This window comes from Cryobacterium sp. TMT1-62 (assembly GCF_004403145.1).
Taxonomy (GTDB): domain Bacteria; phylum Actinomycetota; class Actinomycetes; order Actinomycetales; family Microbacteriaceae; genus Cryobacterium; species Cryobacterium sandaracinum.
Window position 1 is genome coordinate 1 of record NZ_SOGZ01000046.1, and the last position, 12,302, is coordinate 12,302.

Genomic DNA, 12,302 nt, shown 5'->3' on the forward strand with positions numbered 1-12,302 from the left:
CTAGACAGTCAGAAACCTAGACAGGAAGCGGCGTGCGGCCGTTAAGGCGCTCCGAAACACCCACAGATGAAGCAGGAGAGCCAAAATCTCCGTCGAATTCGTCAGGCGGGCGCGGGCTAGATCAGGCCCTTCGTGTGCCAGATCGTCTTCGTTTCGGTAAACGCCAGGACGCGCGCCAGGGAGGGACTCGCGGCATCCGGACCGTTCTCGGGCTGCAGCACCCGGGTGAGGGTCTCGGCCGCGTCGATCTCGAGGTGGATCCAGTCGAGATCGCCGGCGCCAACCAGGTCGAGGGCGTTGACGTCGGCGTGGCTGGCCAGCCACGGCGCCATCTCGGCGGGAGACCCGGTGAGGATGTTGACTACGCCGCCGGGCACGTCACTAGTGGCGAGCACCTCGCCCAGGCTGATCGCCGAGAGCGGCATGACCTCGTTCGCGACGACGACCACGGTGTTGCCTGAGACCAGCGCCGGGGCGACCGCGCTGACGAGACCGAGGAGGGAACCCCCGGTCTGCGGCGCGATGATGGCGACGACGCCCGTGGGCTCCGGCACCGAGAGGTTGAAGTAGGGACCCGAAACCGGGTTGGCGTTGCCGGCCACCTGCAGGTACTTGTCGGCCCAGCCGGCGTACCAGACCCAGCGGTCGATGGCCTCGTCGACCTGGGCGAATGCTGCCGCGGTGCTCACGCCTTCCGACTGCACGATTTCGGTGACGAACTGGGCCCGGCGCCCCTCGAGCAACTCCGCGATGCGGTAAAGCACCTGGCCGCGGTTGTAGGCCGTGGCGCCGGCCCAGCCGCCGAGGGCCGAGCGGGCGGCGACGACGGCGTCCCGGGCATCCTTGCGGCTGGCCTTCGCGGCGTTGGCGAGGAATTCCCCGTCGTGGGAACGGATCTCGTAGACCCGGCCCGACTCACTGCGCGGGAACTTGCCGCCGAGGTAGAGCTTGTAGGTCTTGGGAACGGCGAGGCGGGTCACTTGGCTGCCTTCTTTCGGGAAACGGGAGTCTTCTCCGCGGCCGGCGAAGCAACGGCCGGTGCGATGGATGCCGCGGGCGCGGCCGTCACGGTGCGCGCGGCCGCGCGACCGGCGGCGGGCTTGAGGTATGCGGCAAGCCCGTGGCGGCCGCCCTCGCGCCCGTAGCCGGACTCTTTGTAGCCGCCGAATGGACTGGCCGGGTCGAAGCGGTTGAACGTGTTCGCCCAGATCACGCCGGCACGCAACTTGTCGGCGACGGCCAGCATCCGGCTGCCCTTCTCGGTCCAGATTCCGGCGGACAGTCCGTACGGCGTGTTGTTCGCCTTGGCGATGGCCTCGGCCGGGGTGCGGAAGGTCAGCACGGAGAGCACCGGGCCGAATACCTCGTCACGGGCGATGCGGTGGCTGGTGGAGACGTTGGTGAAGATGGTCGGCCTGAACCAGAAGCCGGCCTCGGGCAGCACGCAGTCCGGACTCCAGCGCTCGGCGCCTTCCTGCTCGCCGATGTCGGTGAGCTCCCGGATGCGCGCCAGCTGCTCGGCGCTGTTGATGGCGCCGATGTCGGTGTTCTTGTCCATCGGGTCGCCGAGGCGCAGCGTGGACAGGCGCGCCTTGAGGCGGTCGATGACATCGTCGTGGATCGACTCCTGCACGAGCAGGCGGCTGCCCGCGCAGCAGACGTGGCCCTGGTTGAAGAAGATGCCGTTGACGATGCCCTCGATCGCCTGGTCTATGGGCGCGTCGTCGAAGACGATGTTCGCGGCCTTGCCGCCGAGCTCGAGGATGACCTTCTTGTCGGTTCCGGCGACCGAGCGGGCGATGGCCCGGCCGGCGCCGGTGGAGCCGGTGAACGCGACGAGGTTGACGCCGGGGTGCCCGACGAGGGCCTTGCCGGTGTCGCGGCCGCCCGTGACGATGTTGACAACGCCGGCGGGCAGGTCGGCCTGCTGCAGGATCTCGGCGAACAACAGCGCGGTCAGGGAGGTGGTCTCAGCCGGCTTGAGCACGACCGTGTTGCCGGCGGCGAGGGCCGGGGCGATCTTCCAAGCCAGCATCAGCAGGGGGAAGTTCCACGGGATCACCTGGGCGGCGACGCCCCGCGCGGACGGCGTGGGGCCGACCCCGGCGTGGTCGAGCTTGTCGGCCCAGCCGGCGTAGTAGAAAAACCAGGCGGCAACCAGAGGCACGTCGACGTCGCGGCTTTCCTTGATCGGCTTGCCGTTGTCGAGGGTCTCGGCGACGGCAAGCTCACGGGCCCGCTCCTGCACAAGGCGGGCGATGCGGAACAGGTACTTGCCGCGATCGCTGCCGGAGAGCTTCGACCAGGTCTTGTCGTAGGCGCGACGGGCGGCGGCCACCGCCGCGTCGACATCCGCCGCGTCGGCGTGGGCGATCATTGCGATCTGCTTCTCGGTGGCCGGGTTGATGCTCTGGAACGGCTCACCCCGACCGGCGACGAACTCCCCGTCGATGAAGAGTCCGTAGTCCCCCCGAAGGTTCAGCACGGCCTGGGACTCCGGGGCGGGAGCGTAGTCAAGAAAGCTCATGGTTATTCCAATCAAGGTTGATCGAGTTGTCGGTGATCGAGCTTGTCGAGATTCAATCGATCGTCACGTAGTCAAGGCCGGAGTAGTGTCCGGAGGTCATCTTCTGGCGCTGCATCAGCACGTCGTTCAGCAGGCTCGACGCCCCGAACCGGAACAGGCTCGGCGTGAGCCATTCCTCGCCCACGGTTTCGGCGACGGTCACGATGTACTTGGTGGCGTCTTTAGACGTGCGAATGCCGCCGGCCGGCTTCACACCGACCTTCGCCCCGGTGAGGCGATGCCAGTCGCGCACGACCTCGAGCATGGAGAGGGTCACGGGCAGGGTGGCCGCGACGGGCACTTTGCCGGTGGAGGTCTTGATGAAGTCGCCGCCGGCCAGGATGGCCAGCCACGACGCGCGGCGCACGTTGTCGTAGGTACTGAGCTCCCCGGTCTCGAGGATCACCTTGAGGTGGGCGAAACTGCCGTCGGGGCGGCGGCAGCTCTGCTTGACCGCCACGATCTCGTCGTAGACCTGGCCGAACCTGCCGGACAGGAACGCACCACGGTCGATGACCATGTCGATCTCGTCGGCGCCGGCCGCGACGGCGTCGTGCACGTCGGCCAGCTTGATCGCGAGGGACGCGCGCCCACTCGGGAACGCGGTCGCGACGGCGGCGACGTTCACGCCGGCATCCGTGCCCGCGGAGTGCGCGGAGCCGAGAGCGGCGACGGCGTGCGGCACCATGTCGCCGTAGACGCAGACCGCGGCCACGCGAGGGCAGCTGAGGTCACCGGCGTCGGGCGTGAGGGCCTTGCCGACCAGGGACTTCACCTTGCCGGGGGTATCGGCCCCCTCGAGGGTGGTGAGGTCGATCAGGCTGATGATCTTGTCGATCGCCCACTTCTTCGAGCTGGTCTTGATCGAGCGGGTGCCGAGGTCGGAGGCACGCTGCTCCAAGCCGACGGCGTCGATGCCGGGGATGCCGTGCAGGTAACGCCGCAGATTCGCATCCGTGGCTTCGCCGCCGATGAGCGCCAGGGCGCGTTCCCCGGTGTTCAGCTGGGCCATGGCCGTTTGGCTGGTAGTCATGAATTGTCCTTGCGGTCGGGGTGCGGTCATGCGTTTTCGCCGAGGATGGCGAGTGCGGTGTCTTCGTCGGTGACGAGCACTGTGCACAGGCCGCTGCCGACGACGGCGCGGGCGATGGAGTGTTTGGAGCCGCCGGTGATCACGGCGATGGCGGTCTTCGCGTGACGCAGCGCTTCGAGCTGGATGCCGACGGTCCGGCCGTTGAGTTCCGGGTCGACGATGTTGCCGTTGCTGTCGATGTACCGGCCGACGATGTCGCCGACCGCGCCCTTGCGTACGAGCTCGGCGACCTGTTCCGCGGTGAGGTAGCCGCTGTCGACGAGAGCCGAGTTTTGGTCGGCTTGGCCGGCGCTGAACAGGTAGGCGGATGCCGCGGCGCCGAGGTTCAGCACGGCGGCGACGGAGCGGTCGGCTTCGATCGCGGTCTTGGTGTCGAGGCGCTCGAGGATGGCGGGGCTCGGCAGCAGCGTCGCCGCCCCCGAGGCCTTGTGAGCAATGGTGACGGCCGTCGCGGCTGCGGTGCCGGCGCGCCGGTTGAGGCTGACTCCGCCGTTGATCTGCACGACGTTGACGCCGCTGGCCCAGCCCTGGGCCAGGTGCAGCGACACCTCGTGCAGGGTGCGGCCCCAGCTGATGCCGAGCGTTCGCGGCACCGGGCGGAGGCCCGTGAGGTAGTCGGCGGCAGCTTGGGCGGTGCGGGACTGGAGTTCCTCGTCAGTGGAGACGCCGGCAGAGGAGACGACGATGGCATCCGTCAGCTGCGTGGTCTCGCGCAGCCGGCGTTCGATGGAGAGACGACGGGCGCGCGGGTGAACGATTTCGATGCGGATGAAGCCACTGGCCTTGGCCTGGGCGAGGAGCCGGCCCACCTTCCAGCGGGTGAGGCGGAGAACGGTGCCGATTTCGTCCTGCGTCTTGTTTTCCTCATAGTAGAGCTCGGCCGCGCGAATGGATAAGAGTTCGTCGGTGTCCGTCATGGTGCTCCGTTCCGTTCGGGTCCAGCCTAAGTCGCCGGTCTCCCCCGATCAACGCCTGTTGGTCATGTTGCTCATCTGCGCATTCGAGCATCGACCCTGCAACTCTGCACGCCCTAGGCTGATGTCATGCCCACCAGCTACGCTCTCGCCGTCGACCTCGGCGGCACCAAGGTTGAAGCCGCACTCGTCGACGAGCAGGGGGTCGTGCTCGCCGCCAGCCGGCACCGCGCCCCCACCGGCCCGGTCAAAACCGCCGAGGAACTCGCGGACAGTGTACGGACCGTCGTCACCCGCGCCCGAGCGAGCCTGCCGGCCGGAGACGCCCTCCTCGGCGTCGGCATCGGCACCGCCGGACCGATCACCGTGGACACGGGCACAGTCTCTCCGTTGAATCTGCCGGCCTGGCGGGATTACCCCTTACGGGATTGTGTCGCGGCCCTCGTGCCCGAGGCGCCCGTGCGCCTGCGCCTGGACGGCCTCTGCATCACGCTCGCCGAGCACTGGCTCGGCGCCGGGAGGGGCGCCGACAGCCTGATGGGCATGGTCGTGTCCACCGGCATCGGCGGCGGCCTGATCCTGGGTGGGTCCACCGTTTCCGGGCCGACCGGCAACGCCGGGCACATCGGTCACATCGAAGTCGGCGGGTTCGACGACGCCTGCGCCTGCGGCGGCACCGGATGCCTCGAGGCCGTCGCATCCGGACCGCGCACCGTGGCCTGGGCGCGCGCCGAGGGCTGGTCGGGCCTCACCGGCGAAGACCTCTCGGCCGCGTACGCCGCGGGAGACCCGATCGCGATCAGTGCGGTCAAGCGCTGCGGCCAGGCCATCGGCCAGGCGATCGCCTCCGCGACGAACCTCGTGGACCTCGACGTGGTGGCGATCGGCGGCGGCTTCTCACACGTCACGCCGGACCTGTTCGACTACGTGCGAGCGGCCGTCGCCGAGCGCACGGTGTTCTCCTTCGCGACCCGGGTGCGCGTCGTCGCATCCGCTCTCTCCGGCGACGGCCCACTGATCGGCGCCGCGGCGCTCATCCACCGCGCCGATCTGGTCGCCTGAGTCACCCACTTTCGCGCCCGCGCGCCCTTCGCCCGCCCGCGCGCTCTTCGCCCGCCCGCGCGCCCTTGGCCCGCCTGCCCGCCCGCCCCTGAACCAATTCGACGGAGATTTTGCTCTCAACCGGCATTGAGACCGGTCTCACCCGGTTTTTTGCCAGAATCTTCGTCGAATTCGTGAGGCCGCACGGGGCACTGGGCGGGCAGCAGGGCGCTAGGCAGGCAGCAGGGCGCTAGGCAGGCAGCAGGGCATTAGGCAGGCAGCAGGACACTGGGCGGGCAGGACAGCACGGCGCCGGCCAGCGTAGCGGCCAGGGCGGCGCCGATCAGGAAGGCGAGCGGCCAGGTCCAGCCGCCGGCCAGCTGGTGCAGCAGCCCGAAAAGCAGCAGCCCGACAAGCAGCGGCGCGACCAAGTAGCCGACTCTCAACAGCGAGATGCCCGGTCCGGCCAGGATGCCCGCGTCAGGCCAGGATGCCGCGGACCTTTTCCACGTCATCGTGCATCTGCACGATCAACGGTTCGATTCCGGTGAACGCGACCATGCCGCGGATACGTTCGACGAAGGACACCTCCACCACATGGTCGTACAGGTCGATGTCCTGGTCGAGCACAAAGGCCTCGACCTGCTTCTGCGCCACACCGTCGAAGGTGGGGTTGTTGCCCACCGAGATGGCCGCCGGGTAGCGGATACCGGCATCCGTCAGCCAGCCCGCGTAGACCCCGTCCGCGGGGATCAGCCCCTCGGACGCCGGTGACAGGTTGGCCGTGGGAAAGCCGAGTTCGCGTCCTCGCTTCGCGCCGTGCACGACCTCCCCGCGCACGGTCGGGTTGTGCCCGAGCAGGGTGGTGGCCGCGCCGACCTCGCCGCGAGAGAGCAGCTCGCGGATCCAGGTCGACGAGACCCGGCGCATCCGGTCTGGTTTCACGTCGTCGATCAGGCGCACGGTGAACCCGAACCGGTCCCCCAGCTCCTGCAATAGGTGCACATCGCCGGCGCCGCGAGCGCCGAACCGGAAGTCGCGGCCGACCAGCACGGTGCGCGCGTGAAGCCCCTGCACCACGATGCTCTCAATGAAATCCTCGGGCGAAAGAGCGGCCAACGCCGCGGTGAACTCGAGCAGAAGGGTGGCGCGCACGCCGGTCTCGGCGAGCAAGGCAAGCTTCTGTTCGGTGCTGATCAGGGTCTGTGGGCACTCCTGGGGGGCAAGCACGGCGAGCGGATGCCGGTCGAAGGTCACCACCACGGAGGCCAATCCGTCGCTGTCGGCGAGTGCCTGCAACTCGGCGATGACCGCACGGTGCCCCGCGTGCACGCCATCGAACTTGCCGATGCTGACCGCGGAGGCCGGCCAGTCGGCCGGGATATCGGCGACGCCGCGCAGCACCTTCACTCGCGCACCTTACCGCTCCGGGACAGCCACCACATGCCCAGGACCGGCAGCACGAGCGGGATGAAGAGGTAGCCGCGGCCGTACAACGACCAGACCGAGTCGTGCGGAAACAGGGCCGGGTCGACGAGGCTGAGGGTGCCGACCACCAGCACGCCGGCGAACTCGAAGCCGATCGTGATCCAAGCCACGCGGCGCCAGCGTCCGCCGCTCCTGATCAGGGCCACCGTGGCGACGATGTAGACGACCGCGGCCAGCGCTGACAATGAGTAGGACAACGGTGCCTCGGCGAATTTGGAGGCGATCTGCACGAAGGAGCGGCCCGTGGCGGCGAGCGCGAGGAGGCCGTAGACGGCGATCAGCACGCGCCCGATGCCGGTCACCGGGGTCGACCGAGCGCTCTCGGCGGGCGTCCCTGCGGCGTTGCTCTGCTCTGCGGTCATGGCTTCCTAATTATCGCAGCATCCGTGGATCTCATTTCACGGGCGCCGGACTTCTCGGCCCTGAATCTCACAGGCCCTGGACGGTCCAGATCTGCCACATGCGGTAGACCATCACGGCGACGCCCAGCCCGGCGACGCCCAAGATGACCGTGCTCCAGCGGCTACGTTCGATCAGCGCCCAGGCTGCGGCGGCCACGGGCACGAGAATTGCGCTGATCAGGTAGGTGTAGAACTCGAGCAGACTGCCGGTCGCGGTGTTGCCCGTGAGCGGGGCGACGATCGCGACGACGAGTTGCACGATCAGCAGTAGCTCCACGAGCGCGGTGGCACCCATGGTGAGGTCGCTGGGTTTGCGCCCGGCCAGGCCGAGGGCGATGCAGAGTAGGCCGGCGAGGGTGGCCACGGCCAACTGGAGCCACATGAACCACTCGATCATGCGGTGGCCTTCGGGGCTGCCGCGGTTTGCGGGGCATCGGCGACCTGATCGGGCGGGAAGTTGAGCAGGGACTTGGCGTGGTCGCCGCGGTACTCGACCAGGCCGACCAACCGGCCGTCCGGCGCGACCGCGGCCACCGGGCCGACCGGCACCGCCGTGCCGGCTTCGGCGTCGGTGCCGACTGCGCCGTCCACCGCGATGCGCTTGCCGTGTCCGAGGTCGATGGCCTGCTGCTCTGTCAGGTCGAGGCGTCCCAGGATGCGCGTGGCGGCATCCGTCGGGCCGATCAGTCCGGCAGCGACGTCGAGTTCGGCGAGCGGCTGGGCCATGTCGATGCCGAACGGGCCGATCCGGGTTCGGCGCAAGCTGGTGAGGTGGCCGCCGACATCGAGGGCGGCGCCGAGGTCGCGGGCCAGCGCCCGGATGTACGTGCCGGAGGAGCACTCCACCCGCACCTCGAGGTCGAGGAAGCCGTCGCCCGGGGTCAGGGAGAGCAGCTCGAACGCGCTCACGGTGACGGGGCGGGCCGGCAGGTCCACTTCCTCGCCGGCGCGCACCCGGGCGTAGGCGCGCTTGCCGTCGATCTTGATGGCGCTGACGGAGCTGGGCTGCTGCGCGATGGCGCCGGTGAGGGCGCCGATTCCGGCCGCGACGGCTTTCGGCGTGACGGCGGCCACGGCGTCGACGGATGCCCGCGCCAGCTCTTCACCCTCGGCGTCGTCGGTCGTCGTCGACGTACCCAGTCGAATTGTTGCCAGGTATTCCTTGTCGAGGCCGACGACGTACGTCAGCAGGCGGGTGGAACTGTTGATGCCGAGGATCAGCAGGCCGGTGGCCATCGGGTCCAGCGTGCCGGCATGGCCGACCTTGCGGGTGCCGGCCAGGCGGCGGGTGCGGGCGACGGCGTCGTGGCTGGTCCAGCCCTGGGGCTTGTCGACCAGGAGGAGTCCGCTGACGGTGGTGCCGACCTTCATCGACCGCTGCACGGGCGTCCGTTCGACTGTCGGTTCGCTGGCTGGCCCGCCGGATGCTTCGTTCATTCTTGACATGGTATCCGGCCCCGGTCCGGCGCTGACCCATCGGGCGCGACCTAGGCTGGGGGGATGAATATTGCGGTGATCGGAGCCGGCGCCCTCGGCGGCACGTTCGCGACCCTGCTCGCCCGGGCCGGTCATACGGTGACCGTGACGGCGCGCGGACCGGCGCTGGCGGCCATCCGGGCCGAGGGGATTTCACTTACCGGGGCCTTCGGAACCGTACGCCAGCATCCGCTCGCGCTCGAACGTCTGGCCCGGACCCCGCAGCTGACGCTCGTCTGCACCAAGGCCCAGGATGCGGCTGCGGCCATCGGCGAGAACGCCCGGGTGCTCGACGGCTCCCCCGTGATCGTCGTGCAGAACGGCCTCGACGGGGTGCTCACGGCGGGCTCTCTGCTGCCCCGCTCGGACTGCTTCGGCGCCCTGTCGATCATCGCGGCGAATTACGCGGCACCCGGCCAGGTGACGATCACAACCGCCGCGCCCACCTATCTGGGCCGGGGAACCGGCGCCGCGGATGCCGCCACGCTCGCCTGGCGGGACGTGCTCGCCGGCGCCGTGCCCACCGTCGCCCTCGACAACTTCGTCGGTGCCCAGTGGACCAAACTCGTCGTCAACATGCTCAACGCACTACCCGCGATCACCGGGATGAGCGTTCAGAATGTCATCGACCACGCCGGACTGCGCCGCGTGATGACCGAGAGCATGCGCGAGACCGTGGAGGTGGGGATGAAGCGCGGGGTGCGTTACGGCAGCCTGCAGGGGCTCGGCGACCGGCCGTTGAGAGCCTTCTCGCGGCTGCCGCCGGCCCTCGGCCAGGTGCTGCCGCTGAGGCTGAAGGCCCGCATGGGCGACGTGCCGAACCTGGGTTCGACGCAGCAGAGCCTGAAGCGCGGGCAGCTCACCGAGGTCGACTTTCTCAACGGCGCGGTGGTGCGGGAAGCCGCCCTGGCCGGCGTGCAGGCGCCCGTGAACGAGCTGCTGACAACTCTCGTGCACGAGGTTGAGGCACGCGGGGTGTCGCTGGCCCCGTACGACGTGCTCGAGCGGTTCGCGGCGCTCCGCCGATGACCGTCACGACCCGTGACCCAAGACCCCGATCAGCAGCTGTCGAGGAACACACGGCGCGGGTCGGCCGGGTTGCTCACGTCGACGATGGCCGTGGCCCGGCTGCGCGGACGCACCTCGCCGCGGTACAGCCGGTCGGCGACCTCGTGCTCGGTGACCATGCCGGTATCCTCGGCACCGCCTGGTCCGAAGCGCACCGCGTCCGCCTCGGTCTCCACCAGAACGCTGTACGACCACAGGTCGCGCAACTCCTTGCGGTTCAGGTACTCGCCGTCGAGAATCAGCGTGGCGTCGGACGGCCCGGTCAGCCAGGTGGGCTGGATCCAGGCATCCCGGTCGGCGTCGAACGCCCGGGTGACGAAACCGGTGCTGCCACCCAGCCGGAACGGGTCGAGCAGCACGCGCCGCAGCAGCGAGAAGTCGTACAGGTGGCGCAGCAGCCGCTCGGGAGATTCCGGGCCGAAGCGCTCCTGCTCTGCGCGCGATCGCCGGAAATCGCGCAGGGAGGCTGAGAACACCGGATGCTCCCGCTCATCGAACACGGCGGCCAGGTCGTCGGCGAAAGCGGCGCGCTCCGCGGCATCCGTGCCGTCGATGGCGACGACCGTGCGACCGAGACCGTAGACGCCAAGGATCTCGGTCGCGAGTTCCCGCAGGAACTCGATCCGCGGAGTGGAGGCAAGCTTCATCTTTCGAGCCTAGATTAGAATGGTGAATGCCACGCTCACGCTCACGCTTGCTCCTGCAGCCGGCTCCCCTGCCCTCAGCCTCGCCATCAACGCCTGGTTCCGGGGCAATGCTCGCGACCTGCCCTGGCGCCGGCACGGCTTCGGCGCCTGGGGCGTGCTGGTGAGCGAGTTCATGCTGCAGCAGACCCCGGTGAACCGGGTGATTCCCCGCCTCGCGGAGTGGCTCGAGCGCTGGCCGACCCCGGGGGACCTCGCGGCGGTCCCGCCCGGCGAGGCGGTGCGGGCCTGGGCAAACCTGGGCTACCCTCGCCGCGCTCTGTGGCTCCACGCGGCCGCGGTGGAGATCACCGAGCGGCACGATGGGGTGGTCCCCGCCGACGTCGACGCCTTGCTGGCCCTCAGCGGGATCGGCGACTACACGGCCAGAGCGGTCGCCGCGTTCGCTTACGGCCTGCGGCATCCGGTCGTCGACACCAACACCCGGCGCGTCATCGCGCGCGCCGTGGCCGGCCAGGCCGAACCGGCCCCACCCAGCCGCACCCGCGACCTTGACGCCATGAGCGCGCTGCTCCCACTTCCCGTGAGCGACGCCGCCGTATTCAACGCCGGCATGATGGAGCTGGGCGCCGTGGTCTGCACCGCCAGGATCCCCCGGTGCGATGACTGCCCCATCCGCGCCGCCTGCGCCTGGCGCCTGGCGGACTACCCGCCCTATTCCGGCCCGCGCAAAGCCGTGCAGAAGAAGTTCGAGGGCAGCGACCGAAAGGTGCGCGGCTTGATCATGGCCGAGCTTCGCGCCACCCGGCACCCGGTGACGGATGCCGAGATCACCGACCTGTGGGCCGACTCACCCCAGCGTGACCGGGCCTTGGCGGGCTTGCTGTCCGACGGCCTCGCCATTGCCACGGCGCCCGGCGAGTACACCCTGCCGCAGGAATAAGCCTCTTCGGGCGCGAGAAAAGCCGAACCGGCCCGCACACCGCTGACGGGTGATGCGGGCCGGCACGGCCGGCCGGTCACTGACCGGCAGGTGTTGCTTCCTTACTTCTGCAAATCCGACCCGGCGGGAACTTCGGCGTGTTGGCCGCCCCCGGGCTGCACCTCGTCGTCTTCCTCGTCGTCGCCTTCGTCTTCGTCGTCGCCGTCGTCGTATTCGCGCGCCTTGACGTAGGGGTCCTCGTCGCCGGCATACTTCGCCGTGCGAGCCTGCTCCTCGACCTGCGTGTCGCGCTCGCGCGCCTCACGCAGCAGGTCGTCGATCAGGGCCGCGTTCTCCGGGATGGCGTCCGCGATGAATTCGAGCGACGGCGTCAGCCGGGCGGTGATGTTCCTACCGACCTCGCTTCTCAGCATGCCGGTAGCCGCCTTGAGCGCTGTCGCGCTGTCGGCTCGTTCCTCCGCCGAACCGTAAACCGTGTAGAACACCGAGGCGTGCTGCAGGTCACCGGTCACCTTCACGTCGGTGATGGTCACGAAACCGAGCCTCGGATCGCGGAGTCCGCGTTCGATGCGCTTGGCCACGATGACCTTGATGCGGTCGGCCATTTTCCTGGCGCGTGCCGGATCTGCCATGGTCTAACTCCTATTGTCGAAATATTACCGAAGGTG

14 protein-coding genes are annotated in these 12,302 nt (G+C 69.2%); 3 read left to right on the forward strand and 11 right to left on the reverse strand.

Going from position 1 to position 12,302, the window contains the following annotated elements; genetic code table 11:
* Positions 1–116: 116 nt before the first annotated feature.
* From E3T34_RS13555 to E3T34_RS13570, 4 genes are read right to left on the reverse strand one after another with little or no spacing between them, the layout of a single operon-like run.
* A complete protein-coding gene (locus E3T34_RS13555) occupies positions 117–980 on the reverse strand; it encodes an aldehyde dehydrogenase family protein (protein ID WP_134343297.1) in 864 nt (287 codons plus the stop codon).
* Entirely contained in the window at positions 977–2,527 is a 1,551-nt protein-coding gene (locus E3T34_RS13560) for an aldehyde dehydrogenase family protein (protein ID WP_104100252.1), read from the reverse strand. Before E3T34_RS13560 ends, E3T34_RS13555 begins: the two co-directional genes overlap by 4 nt.
* Before the next feature lie 52 nt (positions 2,528–2,579).
* Positions 2,580–3,599, reverse strand: coding sequence for a deoxyribose-phosphate aldolase (gene deoC, locus E3T34_RS13565; protein ID WP_134343298.1), 1,020 nt, complete (start codon positions 3,597–3,599; stop codon positions 2,580–2,582).
* A gap of 26 nt (positions 3,600–3,625) precedes the next feature.
* Entirely contained in the window at positions 3,626–4,576 is a 951-nt protein-coding gene (locus tag E3T34_RS13570; protein ID WP_104100254.1) for a sugar-binding transcriptional regulator, read from the reverse strand.
* Between the two features lie 126 nt (positions 4,577–4,702).
* On the opposite strand from E3T34_RS13570, the gene E3T34_RS13575 reads away from it, so the two are divergent.
* Positions 4,703–5,635, forward strand: a complete 933-nt coding sequence (locus E3T34_RS13575; protein ID WP_104100255.1) for an ROK family protein — start codon at positions 4,703–4,705, stop codon at positions 5,633–5,635.
* A 248-nt stretch (positions 5,636–5,883) separates the two neighbouring features.
* Here E3T34_RS13575 and E3T34_RS13580 read toward each other — a convergent pair whose 3' ends face one another.
* The 5 genes from E3T34_RS13580 to truB all read right to left on the reverse strand — a co-directional run bounded on the left by E3T34_RS13580 (position 5,884) and on the right by truB (position 8,874).
* A complete protein-coding gene (locus E3T34_RS13580; protein ID WP_134343299.1) occupies positions 5,884–6,129 on the reverse strand; it encodes a hypothetical protein in 246 nt (81 codons plus the stop codon).
* Entirely contained in the window at positions 6,095–7,024 is a 930-nt protein-coding gene (locus E3T34_RS13585; protein WP_104100257.1) for a bifunctional riboflavin kinase/FAD synthetase, read from the reverse strand. Before E3T34_RS13585 ends, E3T34_RS13580 begins: the two co-directional genes overlap by 35 nt.
* Positions 7,021–7,464 (reverse strand): hypothetical protein, encoded by a 444-nt coding sequence (locus E3T34_RS13590; protein WP_104100258.1) that lies wholly within the window; start codon positions 7,462–7,464, stop codon positions 7,021–7,023. Before E3T34_RS13590 ends, E3T34_RS13585 begins: the two co-directional genes overlap by 4 nt.
* 67 nt (positions 7,465–7,531) lie before the next feature.
* On the reverse strand, positions 7,532–7,900 hold the full coding sequence (locus tag E3T34_RS13595; protein ID WP_104100259.1) for a hypothetical protein: 369 nt from the start codon (positions 7,898–7,900) through the stop codon (positions 7,532–7,534).
* Complete coding sequence (gene truB / locus E3T34_RS13600; protein WP_134343318.1) at positions 7,897–8,874, reverse strand: tRNA pseudouridine(55) synthase TruB; 978 nt, start codon at positions 8,872–8,874, stop codon at positions 7,897–7,899. Before truB ends, E3T34_RS13595 begins: the two co-directional genes overlap by 4 nt.
* Positions 8,875–9,003: 129 nt before the next feature.
* On the opposite strand from truB, the gene E3T34_RS13605 reads away from it, so the two are divergent.
* Complete coding sequence (locus E3T34_RS13605; RefSeq protein ID WP_134343300.1) at positions 9,004–10,008, forward strand: ketopantoate reductase family protein; 1,005 nt, start codon at positions 9,004–9,006, stop codon at positions 10,006–10,008.
* A 29-nt stretch (positions 10,009–10,037) separates the two neighbouring features.
* Here E3T34_RS13605 and E3T34_RS13610 read toward each other — a convergent pair whose 3' ends face one another.
* Positions 10,038–10,694 (reverse strand): hypothetical protein, encoded by a 657-nt coding sequence (locus tag E3T34_RS13610; protein WP_134343301.1) that lies wholly within the window; start codon positions 10,692–10,694, stop codon positions 10,038–10,040.
* A 19-nt stretch (positions 10,695–10,713) separates the two neighbouring features.
* Between E3T34_RS13610 and E3T34_RS13615 the strand changes: the two genes are divergently transcribed.
* Complete coding sequence (locus E3T34_RS13615; RefSeq protein WP_134343302.1) at positions 10,714–11,634, forward strand: A/G-specific adenine glycosylase; 921 nt, start codon at positions 10,714–10,716, stop codon at positions 11,632–11,634.
* 101 nt (positions 11,635–11,735) lie between these two features.
* Here the strand turns inward: E3T34_RS13615 and rbfA are convergent, their stop codons facing one another.
* Positions 11,736–12,266, reverse strand: coding sequence for a 30S ribosome-binding factor RbfA (gene rbfA / locus E3T34_RS13620; protein WP_134343303.1), 531 nt, complete (start codon positions 12,264–12,266; stop codon positions 11,736–11,738).
* Positions 12,267–12,302 lie beyond the last annotated feature (36 nt).